The sequence below is a fragment of the Micromonospora sp. WMMC264 genome (assembly GCF_027497275.1).
Taxonomy (GTDB): domain Bacteria; phylum Actinomycetota; class Actinomycetes; order Mycobacteriales; family Micromonosporaceae; genus Micromonospora; species Micromonospora chalcea.
Window position 1 is genome coordinate 4,039,677 of the sequence record NZ_CP114907.1, and the last position, 21,665, is coordinate 4,061,341.

At 73.7% G+C, this 21,665-nt stretch carries 18 protein-coding genes; 9 read left to right on the plus strand and 9 right to left on the minus strand.

The features are described from left to right. Positions 1-225 precede the first annotated feature (225 nt). A complete protein-coding gene (locus tag O7542_RS17395) occupies positions 226-1,188 on the plus strand; it encodes a TIGR03557 family F420-dependent LLM class oxidoreductase (RefSeq protein WP_043325553.1) in 963 nt (320 codons plus the stop codon). Positions 1,189-1,418: 230 nt separating this feature from the next. Here O7542_RS17395 and O7542_RS17400 read toward each other — a convergent pair whose 3' ends face one another. The 6 genes from O7542_RS17400 to O7542_RS17425 form a co-directional block, all read right to left on the minus strand. Beyond that, positions 1,419-2,216, minus strand: a complete 798-nt coding sequence (locus O7542_RS17400; protein ID WP_281604898.1) for an endonuclease/exonuclease/phosphatase family protein — start codon at positions 2,214-2,216, stop codon at positions 1,419-1,421. 4 nt (positions 2,217-2,220) lie between these two features. After that, positions 2,221-3,711: a phosphatase PAP2 family protein gene (locus O7542_RS17405; protein ID WP_281604899.1), complete on the minus strand. Its 1,491-nt coding sequence runs from the start codon at positions 3,709-3,711 to the stop codon at positions 2,221-2,223. Between the two features lie 77 nt (positions 3,712-3,788). Next, positions 3,789-4,790: a YihY/virulence factor BrkB family protein gene (locus O7542_RS17410; protein WP_043325557.1), complete on the minus strand. Its 1,002-nt coding sequence runs from the start codon at positions 4,788-4,790 to the stop codon at positions 3,789-3,791. Beyond that, a complete protein-coding gene (locus O7542_RS17415; RefSeq protein WP_043325560.1) occupies positions 4,783-5,790 on the minus strand; it encodes a diacylglycerol kinase family protein in 1,008 nt (335 codons plus the stop codon). Before O7542_RS17415 ends, O7542_RS17410 begins: the two co-directional genes overlap by 8 nt. Before the next feature lie 91 nt (positions 5,791-5,881). Continuing rightward, positions 5,882-6,457 (minus strand): Clp protease N-terminal domain-containing protein, encoded by a 576-nt coding sequence (locus O7542_RS17420; RefSeq protein ID WP_064447209.1) that lies wholly within the window; start codon positions 6,455-6,457, stop codon positions 5,882-5,884. Next, a complete protein-coding gene (locus O7542_RS17425) occupies positions 6,457-6,693 on the minus strand; it encodes an HTH domain-containing protein (protein ID WP_043325563.1) in 237 nt (78 codons plus the stop codon). Before O7542_RS17425 ends, O7542_RS17420 begins: the two co-directional genes overlap by 1 nt. Before the next feature lie 97 nt (positions 6,694-6,790). Between O7542_RS17425 and O7542_RS17430 the strand changes: the two genes are divergently transcribed. The 4 genes from O7542_RS17430 (at position 6,791) to O7542_RS17445 (ending at position 11,896) form a co-directional block, all read left to right on the plus strand. Beyond that, complete coding sequence (locus O7542_RS17430; RefSeq protein ID WP_281604900.1) at positions 6,791-7,591, plus strand: PP2C family serine/threonine-protein phosphatase; 801 nt, start codon at positions 6,791-6,793, stop codon at positions 7,589-7,591. A gap of 83 nt (positions 7,592-7,674) precedes the next feature. Beyond that, positions 7,675-8,505 (plus strand): universal stress protein, encoded by an 831-nt coding sequence (locus O7542_RS17435; RefSeq protein WP_043325566.1) that lies wholly within the window; start codon positions 7,675-7,677, stop codon positions 8,503-8,505. A gap of 128 nt (positions 8,506-8,633) precedes the next feature. Then, positions 8,634-11,036, plus strand: coding sequence for a phosphoketolase family protein (locus O7542_RS17440; RefSeq protein ID WP_281604901.1), 2,403 nt, complete (start codon positions 8,634-8,636; stop codon positions 11,034-11,036). Continuing rightward, positions 11,033-11,896 (plus strand): universal stress protein, encoded by an 864-nt coding sequence (locus O7542_RS17445; protein ID WP_274477701.1) that lies wholly within the window; start codon positions 11,033-11,035, stop codon positions 11,894-11,896. Before O7542_RS17440 ends, O7542_RS17445 begins: the two co-directional genes overlap by 4 nt. Before the next feature lie 48 nt (positions 11,897-11,944). On the opposite strand, the gene O7542_RS17455 is transcribed toward O7542_RS17445, so the two are convergent. After that, positions 11,945-14,293, minus strand: a complete 2,349-nt coding sequence (locus O7542_RS17455) for a heavy metal translocating P-type ATPase (protein WP_348651581.1) — start codon at positions 14,291-14,293, stop codon at positions 11,945-11,947. Positions 14,294-14,411: 118 nt separating this feature from the next. Here O7542_RS17455 and O7542_RS17460 point away from each other — a divergent pair, with 118 nt between their 5' ends. Both O7542_RS17460 and O7542_RS17465 read left to right on the plus strand, forming a co-directional pair. After that, positions 14,412-15,422 (plus strand): hypothetical protein, encoded by a 1,011-nt coding sequence (locus O7542_RS17460; RefSeq protein WP_064447203.1) that lies wholly within the window; start codon positions 14,412-14,414, stop codon positions 15,420-15,422. A 93-nt stretch (positions 15,423-15,515) separates the two neighbouring features. Next, positions 15,516-17,183 carry a GAF domain-containing sensor histidine kinase gene (locus tag O7542_RS17465; protein WP_176722880.1) on the plus strand — a complete coding sequence of 556 codons (1,668 nt, stop codon included), beginning with the start codon at positions 15,516-15,518 and terminating at the stop codon, positions 17,181-17,183. Between the two features lie 7 nt (positions 17,184-17,190). Here the strand turns inward: O7542_RS17465 and O7542_RS17470 are convergent, their stop codons facing one another. Next, entirely contained in the window at positions 17,191-17,829 is a 639-nt protein-coding gene (locus O7542_RS17470) for a response regulator transcription factor (protein ID WP_013284884.1), read from the minus strand. A gap of 186 nt (positions 17,830-18,015) precedes the next feature. Between O7542_RS17470 and O7542_RS17475 the strand changes: the two genes are divergently transcribed. Beyond that, positions 18,016-18,990: a nitroreductase gene (locus O7542_RS17475; protein WP_030501785.1), complete on the plus strand. Its 975-nt coding sequence runs from the start codon at positions 18,016-18,018 to the stop codon at positions 18,988-18,990. Between the two features lie 51 nt (positions 18,991-19,041). Here O7542_RS17475 and O7542_RS17480 read toward each other — a convergent pair whose 3' ends face one another. After that, positions 19,042-20,043, minus strand: coding sequence for an NAD-dependent epimerase/dehydratase family protein (locus tag O7542_RS17480; RefSeq protein WP_064447201.1), 1,002 nt, complete (start codon positions 20,041-20,043; stop codon positions 19,042-19,044). A gap of 1,029 nt (positions 20,044-21,072) precedes the next feature. Between O7542_RS17480 and O7542_RS17485 the strand changes: the two genes are divergently transcribed. Then, positions 21,073-21,648 carry a hypothetical protein gene (locus O7542_RS17485; RefSeq protein WP_281604902.1) on the plus strand — a complete coding sequence of 192 codons (576 nt, stop codon included), beginning with the start codon at positions 21,073-21,075 and terminating at the stop codon, positions 21,646-21,648. The last annotated feature ends 17 nt before the right edge of the window (positions 21,649-21,665 follow it).

Genomic DNA, 21,665 nt, shown 5'->3' on the forward strand with positions numbered 1-21,665 from the left:
ACTGAGCCCGGTAGCCGCCGCCCGGTTCCCGAACGGACGCAGGCATCAGCGTAGGACGATGGAAGGCGTGAGGCAACCGGTTAAGCAGGATCGGCCGGGAGGCGACACCGCTTGACGCGCCGTATGAACTGAACCGGTTAAGAGACGAATGCGAAAGCGGACAGCAGGGTTGACCCGCGCCGGGCGGGGTATCCGGGGACGATCCGCCCGGGAAGGAGACGTGCCATGGTCAACGTCGGTTACACCCTCATGTGCGAGCAGGCCGGCCCGAAGGAACTCGTCGACCACGCCGTACGCGCCGAGGCCGCCGGCTTCGACCACCTGGTCATGTCCGACCACTACTACCCCTGGCTGGAGTCCCAGGGCCACTCCCCGTACGCCTGGTCGGTGCTCGGCGCGGTCGCGCACGCCACCAGCCGGGCCGAGCTGATGTCGTTCGTGACCTGCCCGATCCGGCGGTACCACCCGGCCGTGGTGGCGCAGAAGGCCAGCACCATCGGGGTGCTCTCGGACGGCCGCTTCACGCTGGGCCTCGGCGCCGGGGAGAACCTCAACGAGCACGTGGTGGGCGGATGGCCGCACGTGCAGCAGCGGCACGAGATGTTCGAGGAGGCGCTGCAGATCATCCGGCCGCTGCTCAACGGCGAGACGCTGACGTTCTCCGGCAACCACTTCGACGTGCCCGACGCGTACGTCTGGGACCGCCCGGACCGGCCGGTGCCGATGGCGGTGGCCGCGTCCGGGCGACAGTCGGCCACGCTCGCCGCCGAGTACGCCGACGCGATGATCGCCACCGACCCGCTGTCGCACCTGATCGACATGTACGAGGAGGCCGGTGGCGCGGGCCGCCCCCGCTACGGGCAGGTCGCCATCTGCTACGGCCCGGACGAGGACGAGTGCCGCAAGATCGTGCACGACCAGTTCCGCTGGTTCGGCCTGGGCTGGAAGGTCAACGCCGACCTGCCCGGCCCGGAGTCGTTCGAGGCGGCCACCCGGTTCGTCCGGGAGGAGGACGTGGCCGAGGGCATCTCCTGCGGCCCGGACACCGACCGGCACGTCGAGGCGTTCAAGAAGTTCGTCGAGGCGGGCTTCACCCACGTCGCGCTGGTCCAGGTGGGCGGCGACACCCAGCCGATGTTCCTCGACTGGGCCCAGGAGGAGCTGCTGCCCCGGCTGCGGGAGCTGTGACCGCTGAGGAGTTGACGCCATGCGTATCGGGAACACCGAGATCCGGCCCGCCGGGGGCGGGCTCGGCTGCCTGCTGATGATCCTCTTCTCGATCGTCGCCTCGGTGGTGCTCACCGTGCTGCTCAACCTGGTCCTGTAGCACCCGGCCCGGCCCGCTCGGCGGCGACACCAGAACGGGGTGGCTGCGCCGGTCGCACCACGTACGCCTTCGGTCTGGGCTGGCGCGTCGTTCAGCCGGCCGTGAGGTCCACCTCGGCCAGCACCGGATAGTGGTCCGACGCCGAGTCGGCGTCACCGTCGCGGACCACCCGCACCGCGCGTACCCGGTCGGCCAGCGCCGGGGTGGCGAGCAGATAGTCCAGCCGCATCCCGGCGAACTCGGCGCCGCCGTGCCGGGTCGGCACGGTCCGGCCGCCGGGCTCGTCGCCGCCGGAGCGCGGCCACAGGTCCACCAGCCCGGCGTCGAGCAGCCGGGCCACCGCGCGGGTGTCCACGGTACGGCCGTCGCGGCGCAGGTGCCGCCGCCGGTACGGAGTGGCCAGCCCGGCCAGCCGGGCGGTGTGGTCGACGGTGGGCTCCAGCGTGTTCAGGTCCCCGGCCAGCAGCGCCAGCTCTCCCCCGGTCCGCCGCAGCGCGGCGGCGAGCCAGTCCGCCTCCATCCGCCGCCGCCCACCCGAGTAGGGGTACAGGTGCGTGCTCAGCACGGTCAGCGGTCCCGCGCCGGTGGCGACCTGCACCCGGGCGGCGGCGTGGTGGAACGGGCGGCGGACCCGGCCGGCGCGCAGCACCCGCAGCGGCGGGCGGACCAGCACCGCCACCGGCTGGCCGAGACAGGACCGGGCCAGGTACGCCGCCATCCCGAGCCGGTCGGCCAGGCCGCCCAGCGTGGCGTCCATGCCGCGCAGCTCCTGCAACGCCAGCACGTCGGGGCGCTGCGCGGTGACGACCGAGACGATCCGGTCCCGGCGGTCGGCACCGCCCGCGTCCCGCCCGCCGGTCCGGATGTTCCAGGTCATCACCCGCAGCATCGGCTCAGTCCGGCCGCGCGGCCTTGGCCAGCTCGTCGTCCAGCTCGTCCACCTGTTCGGACTCGATCGCCGGCTGGTTGCCCTCGTACACGTCGGCGTTCGGCTTGATCACCCAGTACAGCAGCGACAGCCAGAGCGCGCCGAGCAGGATCGCGCCCATGAAGTCGGTCGGGTGGTGCATGCCCCGGTACATCCGGGAGGTGGCCACGCCGACCGGCATCAGCACGGCCATGCCCACGAACAGCCACCGCCACCACCTGTCGGTACGCGGGAACACGATGACCGCCATGGCCGCCCAGAGGCAGATGGTGGCCGCGATGTGCCCGGACGGGAAGGACGAGGTGGGCATCTGCCCGTCCAGGTTCTCCACCGGCGGCCGGGGCCGGTCCACCACCCGGGCGCTGGCCAGGAACAGGCTCAGCTCGCCGAACATCGCCAGCACCACGTACAGCACCGGCCGCCAGCGCCGCCACACGGCCAGCACGATCGGGCAGAACACCAGCGACACCAGCAGGATGGCGTGGGTGTCGCCGAACTTGCTCCACCACCAGCTCAGGTCGGTGAGCGCGTCGGTGTGCCGCTCGGCGAACCAGCGCGGCACCTTCGTGTCGAGCGTGTCGAAGAACGTGCCCTTGGCGTGGTAGCTGACGAACATGCCGAACGCGTAGAGCGCGCCGAAGACGAGCACCCAGCCGACCAGCAGCTCGGCCACCGCGGAGCGGGGGTGCTCCAGCACCTTCTCCTCGTCCGGCGCGAGCGCCAGCTCCTCGCCCGCCTCCGGCTCCAGGCCCTCGCGCAGCGGCGGCACCGGCCGGCCGCGCTCGCGCCGCCACAACCGGAAGGCGTACGCGGTGACGCCCAGCCAGGCCGCGCCGAGCAGCCAGCCGCCGATCACGTCGGACACGAAGTGCACGCCCAGCGCGATCCGGGTCAGCCCGACCAGGAAGACAAGCACGGCGGCGACGGCGATGGCGGGCTTGCGCCAGCGCGGCGACATGGCCGGCAGGAACACCAGCAGCAGCGCCCCGTACGCGACGAACGAGCCGAGCGCGTGCCCGCTGGGAAAGCTGTTGCCGGGAGCGTCGGCGATCGGCACGTCCACCACCGGGCGCAGCCGGCCGACGAGCGCCTTGAGCGACGGGTCGAGGATCAGCCCGCCCACGCCGGTGACGATCAGGTAGACCGCCAGCCGGGACTGGCGGCGGATCAGCAGACCCACCACCGCGATGGTGACCAGCCAGATCAGCACCGGCCGGCCGCCCAGGTCGGTGATCGCCTGGAGCACCGTGACCAGCGGGCCGTGCGGCGCCACCAGGCCGTTGAACCACTCGGCCGCCGCATAATCGGCGTCGCGCAGCGGGCTCCAGCGGAACCGGACGAGCATCAGGAGCAGCCCGAACCCGACTCCCGCGCCGGCCACGGCGAGCAGGCCCGCCAGACTCCGCTCGGCGAAATGGCCCAGCGGCCGGCGCCCGGCTTCCTTGACCGCGGTCACACCGCACCTCCCTCGTTCCTCTGCGAGGCGCGCTGTACCCGATCGGCGTGTCCCGTACACGCCGGACCGGCGCGGCGTCAGAGCGAGGTCATCTCACCGGTGTCGAACAGGTCCTCGCGGTGCGCCTCCGGCTGCCACAGATCCGGCTGGGCCGGCTCCTCCACGCCGATGCGCATCGCCTCCAGCTGGGCGGCGAAGGCCAGCCCGCCGAAGAGCGCCATGCCGGTGAGGTTGGCCCAGAGCAACAGCGCCATCATGCCGGTCAACGCGCCGTAGGTCTGGCCGAATCCGCCGCTGTACTTCACGTAGGCGGCCAGCAGCAGGCTGGCCAGCCACCAGATCGCGATGGCGATGGCCGCGCCGAAGACGAGCCAGGACAGGCCGGGCTGCCGGCGGCGCGGCGCGTGCCGGAACAGCACCGCCACGGCGATCACCGTCAGGCCGAGGCTCAGCGGCCAGCGGATCACGTCCCATCCGGCCATCGCCGCGTCGCCCCACTCGTAGTGCCGCCGTACCGACTCGCCCATCGCCCGGCCGCCGACCAGGATGAGGAAGCCGGCCAGCGCGGGTACGCCGGCGACCACCGCGAGGACCGTGGCGCGCAGGTACTTGGCCAGCGCCGGGCGGTCCCGCTCGACGCCGTAGATCCGGTTCGCGCCCCGCTCGATCTGCGCCATCGTGGTGGTCAGCGCGACCAGCCCGGTGAGCAGGCCGAGGGTCAGCGCCAGCTCGCCGGCGTCCTCGCTGCGCTCACTGTCGGTCAGCAGGTCCTGCACCATCGCCTCGCTCTGGCCGGGCGTGATGGCCAGTACGGTGTCCGCGACGACCTTGCCGCCCTCGTCCACCCCCAGGTCGGTGATCAGGCCGGTGAGCGCGATCAGGAACGGCACCACCGCCAGGCAGAGCTGCAACCCCAGCGCCCGGGAGTGGCTGAATCCGTCGCCGTAGCGGAACCGGACGAACGCGTCCCGCAGCAGGCACCAGCCGCCGTGCCGGCGCAGCGTGTGCCAGGCGTCGTCGGCGGACAGCTCGTTCTCGGTCATCAACCGGGTCTCGGGGACCAGCTTGGTGCTACTCACGGCGGGCCTCCTCGACCAGGTGCTCGCCGCGCTCGCCGACCGCGTCGGCGTCCACCGCCAGGTCGGGGTGCTCCTCGGGGCGCGGTACGCAGAGCCAGAGCGACTCGGGGCGGATGGTGGCCTTCAGCGAGCGGCCCGGCTCGATCAGGTCGCCGTCGAGCTGCCGGGGCTGCGCCCGGGTGCTGGTGATCTCGACCGAGCGGGCCCGGAACACCTCCATCCGGGGCACGCTGTCGCGGCGGCGCAGCACCGCCCAGCCCATGGCGAGCCAGTGACGCAGCGCGCGCGGTGTCAGCACCGCCACGTCGAGCCAGCCGTCGTCCGGCTCGGCGTCGGTGAGCAGGCGTACCCCGCCCTGCAGGCGCCCGACGTTGGCGACCAGGACCGACCGGGCCCGGCGGCGCAGCGGCGGGCGGCCGTCGATGCGCACCGAGACCCGCATCGGCCGGTCGCGCAGGTGGCGGGCGGCGCCCATCAGGTACGCCGGCCAGCCGATCCGCTTCTTGGTGGTCTCGGAGGTGGAGTCGAGCATCTGGGCGTCGAAGCCCATCCCGGCCATCACCGCGAAGCACTGGTCGCCGACCACGCCGACGTCGAGGCGGCGCATCCCGCGTTCGACGGCGACCTGGAGCCCGGCGGCCAGGTCGTTCGAGAGGCCGAGGTTGGCGGCGAGGAGGTTTCCGGTGCCCTGGGGCAGCACCGCCAGCGCCACGTCGGTGCCGGCCAGCGCGGTCACGCACGCCATCACCGTGCCGTCGCCGCCGCAGGCGAAGACGACCTCCGCGCCCGCCTTCACCGCCTGTTCCGTCTGCCCGCGGCCCGGGTCCTCGACTGTCGTCTCGTACCAGGTCGGGGCCGGCCAGCCGGCGGCGGCGAGCGCGCCCTCCACGGTCCGGCGGAACTCGTCCAGGTCGGCCACCTTCACCGGGTTGACCACCACTGCCGAGCGCGGGGTGCGGTTCTCCGCGTTCACCGGGCGCTTGTCGTCTGCACCGTCCACGGCGTCAGTGTGCAGGACACGGGGCGTGACGGCGACCCGGCGCAGCGGGACGTTGCGATGACCGCAAACAGGTTTGAAAACCGGGTACGTGTCAGGCGGCCTCGCGCAGCGCCGTGTCGATGCGGCGTCGCAGGTCGTCGATGTCCACCCCGGCCTCGGTGAGCACCGCGGCGGCCAGGCCGTCGCCCTCGCGCAGCAGGCCGAGCAGGATGTGTTCGGTGCCGATGTGCCGGTGGCGCAGCCGCAGCGCCTCGCGCAGCGACAGCTCCAGCACCTTCTTGGCGCGGGGCGAGAACGTGCCGTGGTGCGTCCCGCGACGCCACCACCGGCGCGGGCGCGGGGTCGCCTCACGCAGCGCGTCCGGGCCGAAGGACTCCTCGATCCGGGCCACTATCGCGGCGAGGTCGATGCCGATCTCGCGCAGTGCCGCGGCGTCCGCCGCGCCGAGCCCGTCCACGCCCTGCGCGGTGTGGCGGGCCACCGCGGCGCGCAGGGCGTCGGCCTCGACGCCACCGGCCGCGAGCAGCCGTACCGCCAGGTTGTCGCGGTCGGCGAGCACGCCCAGCAGCAGGTGCTCGGTGCCGACCGGCCGCCGTCCCTCGGTGCGGGCCTCGTCGAGCGCGTGGTGCACCACGGCACGGGCCCGGTCGGTGAATCGTTCGAACATCACGCCTCCCAGCTGTCGCGTACCGCCGGTCGCCCGGCGTGCTTCTTGTGGACCGCCTGCCGGCTGACCTCGAGGGCGTCGGCGATCTCCTGCCAGGACCAGCCCTGTCGCCGGGCGTTGTCCACCTGGATCACCTCCAGCCGCTCCAGCAGCCGGCGCAGGGCGAGCACGGCACGCAGGCCGACCTTGGGGTCGGTGCTGCCGGCCGCCGCCGCGAGTTCCGTCGCCTGACTCATGGTGTCAATGTAGGTTGACAGCACGACGGGTGTCAACCCTGGTTGACACCCGTCGTGGCCTGCCACCCGCGGCCCGCGGCGGTGCTACGGTCCGCTGGTGTTCCGCCGCCGTCCGCTGGACCGGCCGGTCGAGCCCGCGCGCCGGCTCACCGCCGGCCGCCTCACCCTGGAGATCGCCGGGGGCAGCGTGGTCGGGCACCGCTACCCGGAGAACTACGACGTGCTGCACGTCGACCCGGAGCTGCCGCTGGCGGTGGTCTGCGACGGCATGGGCGACGGCGAGGGCAGCCGGATCGCCGGCACGACCGCGGCCGAGACGTTCGTGGCGCGGGTCCGCGCCGACTGGCCCGCCGTCGGCCCCACCGGGCTGCGCGCCGCCGTCGCCGAAACCCAACGGCGGGTACGCCAGGCCGGAGCGGCGCAGCCCGGCCTGACCGGATGCACGCTCACCGCGCTCGTCGTCCAGCCCGACGGCGACCAGGGCTGGCTGGTCCAGCTCGGCGACTCGCGGGCGTACCGGCTGCGCGACGGGCTGCTGGAGCTGGTGACGGTCGACCACACCATGGCCTGGCTGGGTCTGCTGCACGGCTGGTGGCCGCCGGACTCGCCGGAGGCGGCCCGGGCCCGCTACCAGTTGCTGCGCTACGTCGGCCACCCCGACCGGCCCGAGCCGGACCTGCTCGCCGTGCCGCTGCGCCGGGGCGACACCTGGCTGCTGTGCACCGACGGGGTCAGCGACCAGCTCGGCTACCACCGGCTGCGCGACCTGCTCGCCGCCCGGCGCGACCCGGCGCGCACCGCCGAGGCCCTGCTCGCCGCCAGCCTCGACGAGGGCGGCGAGGACAACGCCACAGCCGTCGTGCTGCGCGTCCATCCCGCCCTGCCCGCCCCGCGCTGACCGCCGGTTTCCGCCGACCCGGTCCGGCGCACCCGGTCCCGCGACTACGGTGAGTGAAAAGCGGGGTCGGGAGGTGAGCCGGGGTGGCCGCACCCAGCCACGGTTCGGTGGTGGTCGGCGTGGGCCGGTCGGCGGAGGATCTGGCGGTGGTCCGCACCGCTGCCGCCGAGGCCGCCGCCCACCACCGGCCGCTGCATCTGCTGCACGCGTTCAACTGGGCCGCGACGCCCGGGCCCGCCCCGGCGGGCGGCAGCCGCACGGACGCGGAGAACCTGCTGGAGGCCGCCGGGCAGGCAGCCGCCGAGTGCGCGCCGGAGGTGCCGGTCAGCGGCGAGATCGTCGAGGGCTCACCGGTCGAGGCGCTGCTGCGGGCCGCCGACACCGCGTTCCTGATCGCGCTCGGTGACGGCGGCATGTCGACCCGCCCGCACTCGGTACCCACCGACACGCCGGCCGTGGAGGTGGCCGCCCGGGCGGGCTGCCCGGTGCTGGTCGGCCGCGCCGAGCCGGCCCCGCCCGGACCGTTGGTCGTCGGCTTCGACGGGTCGGCCAGCTCCCGCGCCGCACTCGGGTACGCCTTCGACTGCGCGGAGAGCCGCGGCGCCCGCCTGCTCGCCGTCCGGGTGATCGAGCCCGGGTGCGGCGACGGCGACGACGGGCTGCTGGAGGAGGCGGTGAACCGGCACGCCGTCCGGCACCCCCGGGTCACCACCGACTGCCTCACCGTCCACGGTGAGCCGACATCCGTCCTGCTCGACCGGTCCCGCGCGGCGCAGCTCGCAGTCGTCGCCGCCCGGGGCGACGGGCCGGTACGGTCGACTCTGGGCGCGGTCAGCCAGTCCCTGCTCTACCATTCGCCGGCCCCGCTGATCGTCGTACGGGGACTCGACACGGGCGCCGGGGACGGATCGTGACGCCCACCCGAGGCGGGACCTACGGCCCTGACCGGCGGCCCCGGACCGGGGCGAAGCTGAACCCGCCGGGGAAGAAGACGTGGTCCCCGAGTGGCAGCAGATCCCGAGCCACGAGAGGCTAAGGCAGCATGGACACCGCGGTGAACCTGCACAGCCCCCTGACCGAGGACGAGTTGCGCCGGCTGGACGCCTACTGGCGGGCGGCGAACTACCTGACCGTCGGCCAGATCTACCTGCTCGACAATCCGCTGCTGCGCGAACCGCTCAGACCCGAGCACGTCAAGCCGCGCCTGCTGGGCCACTGGGGCACCAGCCCCGGGCTCAACCTGCTCTACACGCACCTCAACCGGGTCATCGTCGACCGGGACCTGTCCGCCATCTTCGTCACCGGTCCCGGCCACGGCGGCCCGGCGCTGGTCGCGAACACCTGGCTGGAGGGCACCTACAGCGAGCTGTACCACCACATCCCCCGCGACGAGACCGGCATGCAGCGGCTGTTCCGCCAGTTCTCCTTCCCGGGCGGGATCCCGAGCCACGTGGCGCCGGAGGTGCCGGGTTCGATCCACGAGGGCGGCGAGCTGGGGTACGCGCTGAGCCACGCGTACGGCGCCGCGTTCGACAACCCGGACCTGCTGGTGGCCTGCGTGATCGGCGACGGCGAGGCGGAGACCGGCCCGCTGGCCGGGAGCTGGCTGTCGAACGTGTTCCTCAACCCGGCCCGCGACGGCGCGGTGCTGCCGATCCTGCACCTCAACGGCTACAAGATCGCCAACCCGACCGTGCTGGACCGGATCCCCCGTGCGGATCTGCGCGACATGATGCGCGGCTTCGGCTACCAGCCGTACGTGGTGGAGGGCGACGACCCGGCGACAGTGCACCAGTCGCTCGCCGCCACGCTGGACCGGGCGGTCGACGAGATCGGCGAGATCCAGCGCCGCGCCCGCGCCGGCGGACGCGTGGAACGCCCGCGCTGGCCGATGATCGTCCTGCGTACGCCGAAGGGCTGGACCGGGCCGTCCCGGGTCGACGGCAAGCAGGTCGAGGGCACGTTCCGCGCCCACCAGGTGCCGATCTCCGGCGTCCGGGACAACCCGGAGCACCTGGCCGAGCTGGAGCGCTGGCTGCGCAGCTACCGTCCGGAGGAGCTGTTCGACGCCACCGGCGGCCCGGTCGCCGAGGTGGCCGACCTGCCGCCGACCGGTGACCGCCGGATGAGCGCGAACCCGGTGGCCAACGGCGGCCGGCTGCTGCGCGACCTGGAGCTGCCCGACTTCCGCGACTACGCGGTCGACGTGCCGACGCCGGGCGAGCCGATGGCCGGCGCGACCGGTGTGCTCGGCCCCTGGGTCCGCGACGTGATCGCGTGTAACCCGGAGACGTTCCGCCTGTTCGGCCCGGACGAGGTCGCCTCGAACCGGCTCGGCGCGGCGTTCGAGGTGACCGGCCGCGCGTTCATCGGCGCGGAGGTGCCCGGTGACGACCATCTCTCCCCCGACGGCCGGGTGATGGAGGTGCTCTCCGAGCACCTGTGCCAGGGCTGGCTGGAGGGCTACCTGCTGACCGGCCGGCACGGCATCTTCACCAGCTACGAGGCGTTCATCCACATCGTCGACTCGATGGTCAACCAGCACGCCAAGTGGCTGAAGGTGACCCGGGACATCCCGTGGCGGGAGCCGGTGGCCTCGCTGAACTACCTGCTGTCCAGCCACGTGTGGCGGCAGGACCACAACGGCTTCTCGCACCAGGACCCGGGCTTCATCGACCACGTGATGAACAAGAAGGCCGAGGTGGTCCGCGTCTACCTGCCGCCGGACGGCAACACGCTCCTGTCCACTATGGACCACTGTCTGCGCAGCCGGCAGTACATCAACGTGGTGGTGGCCGGCAAGCAGCCCGCGCCGAACTGGCTGACCATGGACGAGGCGATCCAGCACTGCCGCCGCGGCCTGGGCATCTGGGACTGGGCCAGCACCGACGACGGCGTCGAGCCGGACGTGGTGCTCGCCTGCGCCGGCGACGTGCCGACGCTGGAGACGCTCGCCGCTGTCGACCTGCTGCGCCGGCACCTGCCGGACCTGAAGGTGCGGGTGGTCAACGTGGTCGACCTGATGCGCCTGCAACCGCCGTCGGAGCACCCGCACGGTCTGCCGGACAACGAGTTCGACACCATCTTCACCCGCGACAGGCCGGTCATCTTCGCCTACCACGGCTACCCGTGGCTGATCCACCGGCTCACCTACCGCCGGACCAACCACGAGAACCTGCACGTACGCGGCTACAAGGAGGAGGGCACCACCACGACGCCGTTCGACATGGTGATGCTCAACGACCTGGACCGCTTCCACCTGGTCATCGACGTGATCGACCGGGTACCGGGGCTGCGGTCGCGGGCCGCGCACCTGCGTCAGGACATGGTGGACGCCCGCCAGTCCTGCCGCGACTACACCCGGCGCTACGGCGAGGACGACCCCCACGTCGCCGAGTGGCGCTGGGTCCGCGAGAACGATCCGGCGGTAAGGAGTGGCGAATGAACGAGGAGATCCTCGTCGGCTACGACGGCTCCCCTGACGCGGCTGTCGCCCTGAACTGGGCGCTGGACGAGGCGGGCCGCTCGGGCCGGCCGGTGCGGCTGGCGTACGTCTTCGAGTGGTTGACGGTGACCGGCTGGATCGGTCCCGGGGTGGCCCCGGGGGTGTGGCCGGACGAGGCCGCCCGCCGGCAGGTCGAGGAACTGGTCCGCAAGGCGGCGGCGGACGCCGCCGCCGACCGGCCCGGCCTCACCGTGCACGGCGAGGTGTTCGACGGCCCGCCCGCGCTGGTGCTGCAGGAACGGTCCGCCGAGGCCGGGATGCTGGTGCTCGGCAGCCGCGGCCACGGCGGCTTCGGCGGGCTGCTCGCCGGCTCCACCGCGGTCTCGGTGACAGCGCACGCCCACTGCCCGGTGGTGGTGGTCCGCGACGGTCAGGCCGCCACGTCCGGGCCGGTGGTGGTCGGCTCGGACGGCTCGGAGACGGCGCTGCGGGCGCTCGGCTTCGCCGTCGAGCGGGCCGCCCAGCGGGACGTGCCGCTGCGGGTGCTGCGGGCCTGGGAGCCGCCCGGCGACAGGTGGGTGCCGCCGGGCTTCGACCCGGAGGAGACCGCCGCCGCCGAGCGGGCCGCCGCCGAGGCGGAGCTGGCCACCTGGCGGGAGAGCTTCCCCGACGTGCCGGTGGAGGTCGAGGCCGTTCCCGGCAGCCCGTCGGCGCTGCTGGTGGAGGCGAGCCGGTCGGCACAGCTCGTGGTGGTCGGCAGCCGGGGCCGGGGCGGGTTGCGCGGCATGCTGCTCGGCTCGGTCAGCCAGCAGCTCATCCAGCACTCGCACTGCCCGGTCGCCGTGGTACGCGAGCGCTGACCAGACGGGCGCGCTTGGCTCGTGGAGCACCTGCCGCGAGGACGGTGGTCAGCAGCCGGACGCGGTGGAGCCCTCCTCCGGGTTGAGCGAGAAGTAGTCCTCCTCCTCCTGCGCCAGGTGCAGGCGCAACACCGCGTCCAGGCCGTAGAGCGCGGCGAGCAGATCCGGCACCTCGTCACGGCGCAGCCGCCCGTCCGGCTGCGCCGTGAGATGCCCGCCGATCCGCTCCACCAGCCGCACGATCTCCACGTGCGCCCGGCTCATCGTGGAGGTCGCCTCGTCGCTGCCGAGCGGCCCGGCCAGCGCCGGGTACAGCTGCCGGTCCTCGGCCGCCTCGTGCGGCAGCACCTCGTCGACCAGACGCCGGTGCACCTCGCGCAGCGCCGGCAGGCACGCCGGGTCGTCCGGTCGGGTCGCCACCATGTCGGCGGTGTCCCGCAGCCGGGCCAGCACGTCCCGGATGCCACCGTGCTCGCCCGCGTACCTGTCGATCAGCTCCGCCGTGTGCGGGGGCAGGTCCCGCCGCCGCAGGCCACCGCCGAGCGCGCGCAGCGCATTGAGGATCACCAGGACGTCGATGCCCTCCTGCAGGAACGCGCCGGCCACCGGGGGCAGCCGGCCAGCGGCCGCCACCAGCATCGCCAGCACCGCCAGGCCCATCCCGACGGTGGCGCTCTGCACCGCGATGCGGCGGGCGTACCGGGCGATCTCGACGGCGTCCGCGAGCCGGTCCAGGCGGTCCACGGTGAGCACCGCGTCGGCCACGTCGGCCGAGGCGGTCGCCCCGGTCGCGCCCATCGCCACCCCGACGTGCGCCTCGGCCAGCGCGGGCGCGTCGTTCACGCCGTCGCCGACCATCACTGTCACCGCGTGCGCCGACTCCTCGCGTACCCGCTCGGCCTTCTCCTGCGGCGAGCAGCGCGCGATCACGTCGTCCACCCCCACGATCTGCGCCACCTGGCGGGCCGTGCCCGGACGGTCGCCGGTCACCATGACCAGCCGGGTCAGGCCCGCCTCGCGCAGCCGCCGCACGGTCCGCCGGGCGTCCGGGCGCACCGGGTCCTCCAGCAGGATCGCGCCCAGCGGGCCGTGGTCGTCGCTGACCCAGACCGCGGAGCGCCCGGCCCGTTCGGCGCGCTCACCGAGCCGGCCCGCCCACTCCGGCGGCTCGCCCGCGAACTGCCCGACGTGCACCGTCCGCCCGTCGACGCGCCCGCTCACGCCGTGCCCCGGCTCCTCGGTGACATCGGTCGGCTCAGCCAGCGGCAGCCCGCGCTCGCGGGCCTGCCGGACCAGCGCGGCGGCCAGCACGTGCGGGGAGAGCTGCTCGACCGAGGCGGCCAGGCGCAGCACCTCGTCCCGGTCGCCGCCCGGCGCCACCACCACCTCGGCCGCGCGGGGCCGCCCGGCGGTGAGCGTCCCGGTCTTGTCCAGCAGCAGCGTACGAGCGCGGCCGAGCTGCTCCAGCGAGCCACCGTCACGCACCAGCACGCCGCGCCGGGCCACCCGGGACAGGCCGGACACCACGGCGATCGGGGTCGCCAGCAGCAGCGGGCACGGGGTGGCCACCACGAGCACCGCCACCGCCCTGGTGAACTCGCCGGACAGCAGCCATGCCAGCCCCGCCAGCACCAGCGTGAACGGCACGAACGCGGCGGCGTACCGGTCGGCGAGCCGTACCATCGGCGCCTTGCGGGCGGTGGCCTCGCCGGCCAGGCGGACGATGCCGGCGTAGGTGCTCTCCGCCGCGTTGCGGCGGGCCCGCAGCCCGAACCCGGCGCCCGCGTTGACCACCCCGCTGGCGACCTCGTCGCCCGCCGCGCGGGTGACCAGCTGCGACTCGCCGGTGACCACCGACTCGTCGAGCGTGGCCGCCTCCTCGACCACGCCGTCGACAGGCACCACGTCGCCCGGCCCGACCACGAGGCGGTCCCCCACCTCGACGCGGTCCAGCGGCACCACCTCGATCCCGCCGTCCGGGGTCCGCCGCCGCGCCTGCCGCGGCGCGCGTTCCAGCAGCGCCCGCAGGTCACGGGTGGCGCGGCGCTGGGCGTACTCCTCCAGCGCCCGCCCGGTCGCGACCATCACCGCGATCACGGCGCCGGCCAGGAACTCCCGCACCAGCAGCGCGCCGAGCAGCGCCAGCACCGCGATGACGTCCACGCCGAACTGCCGCAGCCAGAGCTGGCGCAGCGTGGTCCAGGCGGCCGGGACGAGCGCGACCACCGTGACCGCCGCCCAGACCAGCCGGGCGGCGTCGTGCGCGCCCGCGAACCACAGCGCCGCCCCGGCCAGCACGGCCGCGGTGAGCAGCACCAGCGGCGCCCACTCGGCCCACGCCCACCGCCGGGCACGGGCCGGCTGCTCGGGTACGCACTCGCGTGGTTCGCTTCCCACGTGTGGATCGTCTCAGTCGGACGTGGGGCGGGCGGGCCGACACGGGTAATCCGGGGGATGGAACGGCGTCCCCACCCGGGCGTGGGGCACGATGGGGAAAACAGGAAAGGTCGTGACGATGAGCCACGAGACGCCGGCCGGCGATCGCCCGTTGACCACCGCGCTCGCGGAGGCCGCCGGAATGGCCGGCCACGCTCCCTCGGTGCACAACACGCAGCCGTGGCACTGGACGGTCCTGCCCGACGCGCTGGAGCTGCGGGTGGTACGCGAACGGCACCTCAGCGCCATGGACCCGGAGGGTCACCTGCTGGTGGTGAGCTGCGGCGCCGCGCTGCACCACGCCCGGGTGGCGCTGGCCGCCGAGGGCTGGACCCCGGTGGTGGAGCGGCTGCCCGACCCGGCCGAACCCGACCTGCTGGCCAGGATCACCAGTCTGAAGCACACCGGAGCCGACCCCGACGCCATGCGCGTCGTGCAGTGCATGCAGGTCCGGCACACCGACCGGCGTCCGGTCAGCGACGAGCCGATCCCGACCGCCGCGCTCGATGACATCGACCGGGCCGCCACCCGCGAAGGCGTGAACCTGCAACTGCTCGACGACACCCAGAAGATCCAGCTCGCCAGCGCCGCCCAGCAGGCCGCCGCCGTCGAGGCGGACAGCCCGGAACTGCGCGAGGAACTGGCGTACTGGACCAGCCGGGCCGGCACCGGCACCGGGCTGCCGCCGGAGGTGCTGCCCGAGCAGGCCCCCCAGACGACCGTTCCGGCCCGCGATTTCGGCCGCGCCGGATCGCTGCCGATCGGCCCCGGCCACGACAAGACCGCCGTGTACGGGATCCTCTGGGGCGCCGACGACGAGCTGATGAGCTGGCTGCGCGCCGGTGAGGCGCTTTCCGCCGCCTGGCTCACCGCCACCCGGCACGGGGTGTCGCTGGTGCCGCTGTCCGGCGTGGTGGAGGTCGAGGGCACCCGTGAGGTGCTACGGCAGATGCTCGCCGGCCTGGGGTTCCCGTACATCAGCATGCGGCTGGGTGTGGCCGACCCGAACCACGCCGGCCCGCCGCACACCCCCCGGCTGGACGTCGCGCAGACCGTCGACACCTCGGCGGTCCGCGACCGGCTCACCTGACCGGTCTCGATCAGGGCGGCCGCCGGGCGATACCATCGCCCGGTGGCCGCCGCACCCCAGCCCCAGCACGAGCACGTCGCGCCGTCGCTCGGGCTGACCCCGCTGTCCCGCGTCCGCCTGGACGAACTGCTCCAGGAGATGCTCGACCGCGTCGGCGAGGTGGTGACCAGCCGCGAGCGGCTCCGGGCGCTGCTGGACGCCGTCGTCGGCATCGGTTCCGACCTCGACCTGCGCAGCACGCTGCAGCGGATCGTGCAGTCGGCGTGCGAGCTGGCCGGCGCCCGCTACGGCGCGCTGGGCGTGATCGGCCCCGACCGGATGCTGCACGACTTCATCGTCCACGGCATCAGCCCCGAGCTGCACGCGAAGATCGGCGAGCTGCCGCACGGCCGCGGCGTGCTGGGCCTGCTCATCGACGAGCCGAAGCCGGTACGCATGCCGGACATCACCAAGCACCCCAACTCGTACGGCTTCCCGCCGCACCACCCGCCGATGCACAGCTTCCTCGGCGTGCCGGTGCGCATCCGCGACCACGTCTGGGGCAACCTCTACCTGGCCGAGAAGCAGGGCGCCGCCGAGTTCACCGAGGACGACGAGGAGATCGTGGTGGCGCTGGCCGCCGCGGCCGGCGTGGCGATCGAGAACGCCCGCCTCTACGCGCTGGCGCACCGGCGCGAACGCTGGCTCGCCGCCGCCGCCGAGATCACCTCGGTGCTGCTCGGCGAGGTACGCCGCACCGACGCGCTGACGCTGGTGGCCCGCCGCGCCCGCGAGGTCGCCGAGGCCGAGCTGGCCCTGGTGCTGCTCTACGACGAGGACGAGGCGCAGTTCACCGTCGAGGTGGTCGACGGCGCCGACCCGGTCACCCGGGAACTGGTCGGCGCGGTGCTGCCGGCCGCCGAGACCAGCTTCGCCGCGTCCGCCACGTCGGGCCGGCACGACCAGGTGGAGAACCTGGCCGCCGCGGCGCCCTGGCCCCGGCCCGTGGTCGCCGGCCCGGCCGTGGTCTCCCCCCTCGCCGCCGCCGACACGCTGCACGGCGTCCTGGTGATCGGCTACCGGCCCGACCACGGCCCCGCCGCCGACGACGACCTCGCGCTGCTGGCCAGCTTCGCCGGGCAGGCCGCGCTGGCCATGGAACGGGCCCGCGGGCAGGAGGAGCGGGAACTGCTGGTGGTCCTGGAGGACCGCGAACGCATCGCCCGCGACCTGCACGACGTGGTGATCCAGCGGCTGTTCGCCACCGGCCTGCAACTGCAGAGCGGCGCGATGAACGCCCGCCCCGAGGCCGCCAAGCGGATCAACCAGGCGGTCGACGACCTGGACGCCACCATCCGCGACATCCGCCGCACCATCTTCGAGCTGCGCACCCCGATGAGCGCGGCGCTGCGCACCGAGATCCGCGAGGCCATCGAAGTGGCCGCCGAGTCGCTCGGCTACCGGCCCGACCTGGAGCTGGTCGGCCCGATCGACAGCGCCGTGCCGGACGAGCTGCGCGGAGAACTCACCGCCGTGCTGCGCGAGGCGCTGTCCAACGCGGTACGCCACGCGCAGGCCGACCGGGTGTCGGTGCGCGTACGCGTCGACTCCGGCCGGGTCGAGATCACCGTCACCGACGACGGGATCGGCTGCGACCCGGAGGCGGCCCGCAGCGGGCTGGTCAACCTGCGGGAGCGGGCCGAGCGGCTGGGCGGCGAGTTCTCGCTGCGCCGGGCCGAGCCGCGCGGCACCGAGGTGCGCTGGAGCGTCCCGCTCGGCTGAGGCGGCGTCAGGTGTTCTTGCCGAGCAGCCGCGTCGCCAGCACCGCCGCCTGGGTGCGCCGCTCCAGACCGAGCTTCGCCAGCACGCTGGAGACGTAGTTCTTCACCGTCTTCTCGGCCAGGAACATCTTCCCGGCGATCTCCCGGTTGGTGAGCCCCTCCGCCACGTACTCCAGGATCCGCCGCTCCTGCTCGGTGAGCGACTTCAGCTCCCGGGGCTGCTCCACGCCGCTGCGGATGCGCTCCAGCACGCGGGTGGTGATCGCCGGGTCGAGCAGGGACTGCCCGGCCGCCACCCGGCGGACCGCGTCCACCAGGTCGGTGCCGCGGATCTGCTTGAGCACGTACCCGGCGGCGCCCGCCATGATCGCCGCGAACAGCGCCTCGTCGTCCTCGTACGAGGTGAGGATCAACCCCTTGATCGAGGAGTCCACGGCGCGGACGTCCCGGCACACGTCGATGCCGTTGCCGTCGGGCAGCCGGGCGTCGAGGATCGCCACGTCGGGGCGCAGCGCGGGGATGCGGCGCGCCGCCTCCTGGGCCAGGCCGGACTCGCCGACCACCTCGATGTCGCCGCTGCTCTGCAGCAGGTCGGCAAGGCCACGACGGACGACCTCGTGGTCGTCGAGCAGGAACACCCGGATCATCAGTCCTTTCTACCCGCTTTCCCGCGTCAGTAGCACGGGTCGAAAGTCCCGTCCTGCACGCGCCGGCCGGGACCGACGGCCGGGCCCAGGTGGGGACCTCCGGCCCTGCTCACCGCGCCGCCCGCTGACGCACCGTAGTGGTGTACCGGACGGGGGAGCCGGCGCCGCACGAGAGGGAGCACCACCATGACGACCGAATACACCACCGCGGACCTGCGGGCCGCGGTCGCCGACGCGGTCCGGGCGCCGTCGCTGCACAACACCCAGCCGTGGCGGTTCCGGGTGGTCGACGGCGGCATCGAGGTGTCCGTCGACCCGCTGCGCGGCCTGCCCGCCACCGACCCGACCGGCTGGGGCGCGCGCATGGCGGCCGGCGCGGCGCTGTTCAACCTGCGGCTCGCGCTCGCCGTGGCGGGCACCCCGGCCACGGTGCGGCTGCGCCCGTACCCCTCCGACCCGGACGTCGTGGCCCGGCTCGTGCCGGACGTGCCGCGCCGCCCCACCCCGACCGAGCAGAGCCTGTACGGGGCGATCAGCCGCCGGTTCAGCAACCGCGCGCCGTTCTGGCCGGACCCGGTGCCGGCCGAGGCCCGCTGGCGGCTCGGCGAGGCGGCCCGCGCCGAGCAGTGCTGGCTGGAGCTGGTGATCGGCACCAGCGCGGTGAACGCGGTCGCCGAGGTCGCCCGCAGCGCCCACCGGGTGCTGGAACGCGACCCCGCGTACGTGGCCGAGCGGGCCGAGTGGATCCGCTCCGAGCCGGCCCCGGACGGCGTGCCCTCCGGCGCCGGCGGACCGCAGAGCGAGCCGCAGGACCTGCTTCCCCAGCGCGGCTTCGGCGGCCGCAACCGCGCCCCCGGCCGCGACTTCGAGCCGGAGCCGCTCGTCGCGGTGCTCGGCTCGGCCGGCAACACCTCCGCCGACCAGATCCTCGCCGGGCAGGCGTTGCAGCGGGTGCTGCTCACCGCCACCGACGCCGGGCTCAGCGCGTCGATGCTGTCCCAGCCGATCGAGGTGCCGGCCGCCCGGGAGGCGCTGCGGATGTCGCTGGGCCGGTTCGGCACCCCGCAGATGGTGATGCGGATCGGGTACGGCCAGCCGGGCCGCGCCACCCCGCGTCGCCCGGTCGAGGAAGTGCTCGACCTGCCGGTCGTGCCGGCCTGACCCGAACCCCTCCGCGGGTCAGGCCGGCCGCACGGCCCCTTCTGTGCCGGTTCAGGCCGGGAGCGAGGCCAGCAGGGTGGCCTCCCGCTCCGGCGCCAGGCCGACCGGCGCGCGCGTGGGCCGCCCCGCCCGGGCCGGCACCTGCCCCACCTCGCGCAGCCACCGCCAGGTGTCGGCGACCGTCTCGGTCACCGGCCGGCACACCAGCCCCGCCGCGTACGCCCGCTCGACGTTCCGCTCCTGCAACCACCGGTACTCGTGCCCCCGCGGCACCCAGACCGGCAGGTCGTTCCACGGCACCACCCCGGCCGCCAGGATCGGCTCCGGCGGCGTCCACCGCAGCGTCGCGCCCGACCCGGTCGCCGCCACCGCCGCGTCGAGCAGCTCACCCATCGTCGCGTGCCCGGTGCGACCGATCACGTTGTACGCCCCGCCGACGCCCTCGGCCCCCCGGTCCAGCAGCCAGGTCGCCAGGTCACGGACGTCCACGTACTGGATCGGCAGGTCACGCGGCCCGGGCGCCAGCACGTCCCCGCCCCGGGCGATCCGGTTCAGCCACCACGGCAGCCGCCCGATGTCCTCCCCCGGCCCCAGGATCAGCCCGGCGCGCACGAGCAGCGCCCGGTCACCGAACACCCGCGTGGCGGCGAGTTCCCCGCCCGCCTTGTTCTCCGGGTAGTCGCCGTCGTCGGCGTCCGGGTCCGCCGCCACCGTCGGCGCCTCCTCGCCGGTGCCGAGCTCGACGGGTGGCGCGTACACCGAGCCGCTGGACACGTAGACGTAGTGCGGCACCGCGCCGACGAGCGCCGACGCCGCGTCCCGGACCGCCCGGGGCGCGCCGTCCCAGGTGTCCACCACCAGATCCCACTCGCCGCCGGCCAGCGCGGCCAGCCCGTCCGGCGCCGTCCGGTCACCCCGCAACCGGTGTACGCCGGGCGGCGCCTGCCCGTGTACGCCCCGGTTGAACACTGTCACCTGCCAGTCGCGGCGTACCGCCTCGGCCACCACGGCACCACCGACAAAGCCCGTACCACCCAGCATCAGCAGTCGCATGCGTCCCAGCCTGCCGCCGCCCGCCGGCCATGGCGCCCCTTGTTCACGGTGAGCGGATCTGCCAGCGGCAGAACCCGGTCCGAGGGCAGCTCGGCCCGGACGGGGCGGCGGCGCATGTCTTTGTCCGCCGATCTTGGAGTAATGGTGCCCAAGTATGCCCGGTTGACACCCTTCGCAAGGCACCACAACTCCAAGATCGGCGCACCCGCCCAAGACCACGGCGGTTTCCGAGCCCTCTCAAACAGCCCTCGCCCCAGTCCTCCGCGATCTTGCACTTCGGTACCCCGCATAACGCGCAAACGGGGACACCCGAAGGGCTGCACCTGCAAGATCGACGCGGTACTACGCCGCCCTTCGGTCCGATCCGGCCCCACCCCGCCCCGCGCGAGCCGCCCCAAGGGCGTCGATCATGAAGTTGACGGCACTTGGTGTCCGGTTTGTCGCCGCTAACCTCATGGTCAACCGATGGCGGGGTGCCTGGGGAGGGCTTGTTCGATCTTGGAGTTGTGGTGCCCAGGATGCCCGGCTTGACATCGTTCGTGAGGCGCCACAACTCCAAGATCGCGTTGATCAAGGAGTTTGTGTGCTCGTGGGTGCCGGAAAGGGCCGCAAACTCCTTGATCACCTGTGCAGAGCGAGGTGCCGGGTGGGGTGGGTGTGTCTGGTCGGTGGTGGGCGGGGTGTCGGGTTCGGGGGTGGTGGGCGGCACTCTGGTGGCGGAATCGTGGGCGGGTGCGGGGCGTTGTAACCGGGTGAACGACCGAGCAGGACCGCCCCCGAGCGGTCGGCTGAGGGAACACGGCCTGCGGGTCGTTGAGCCTGGTTCCGACGACGTGAACCCGCGCCCGGGTGGTGTGAGGTGCCCGGGAATGATGCCGGGTCGACGGTCGTTGGACATCCTTCCGGCGCCGCGTGAAGGCCCCCCGCCCTCCGCGAGCAGCCCGAGACCCCTGAGACTTTTGAGCGCCTGACGGTGCCCACGTATCCCGTCCCCCACGGGTGCGTCGACCCCCGAATGGAGCCCCCATCATGAACACGATTCTGCGTAAGAGCGTTCTGGGTATTGCTGGTCTGGCTTTCACCGGTGGCGTGTTCGCCGGCCCGGTCGCCGCCCACGCCGTTGACACCACCCACGCGGTCAAGCCGGTCACCGCCACCGTGCAGGGTGACAAGCTGATCCCGCACGGCGTGCAGGGCGACCAGTCCCGCATCGACCTCGACGACGAGCAGACCAAGAACGTGAAGGCCATCATCGCCGCGACGAAGAAGGCCGGCATGGACGAGCGTGCCGCGGTCGTGTCGATCGCTACCGCGTTGCAGGAGTCGAAGCTGGAGAACCTCGGCCACCTCGGTGACCGTAACGACCACGACTCGCAGGGCCTGTTCCAGCAGCGCCCCTCCAGCGGGTGGGGCACGGTCGAGCAGATCACCGACCCCGAATACTCCACCACCGCGTTCCTCAAGGGCCTCAAGCAGGTCGACGGCTGGCAGGACATGCCCCTGACCAAGGCCGCCCAGACCGTCCAGGTCTCCGCCTACCCCGACCACTACGCCCAGTGGGAACAGCAGGCCGCCGACCTCGTCGCCCAGCACTGGAACAAGTAAGAAAAAACGTGAAGGCC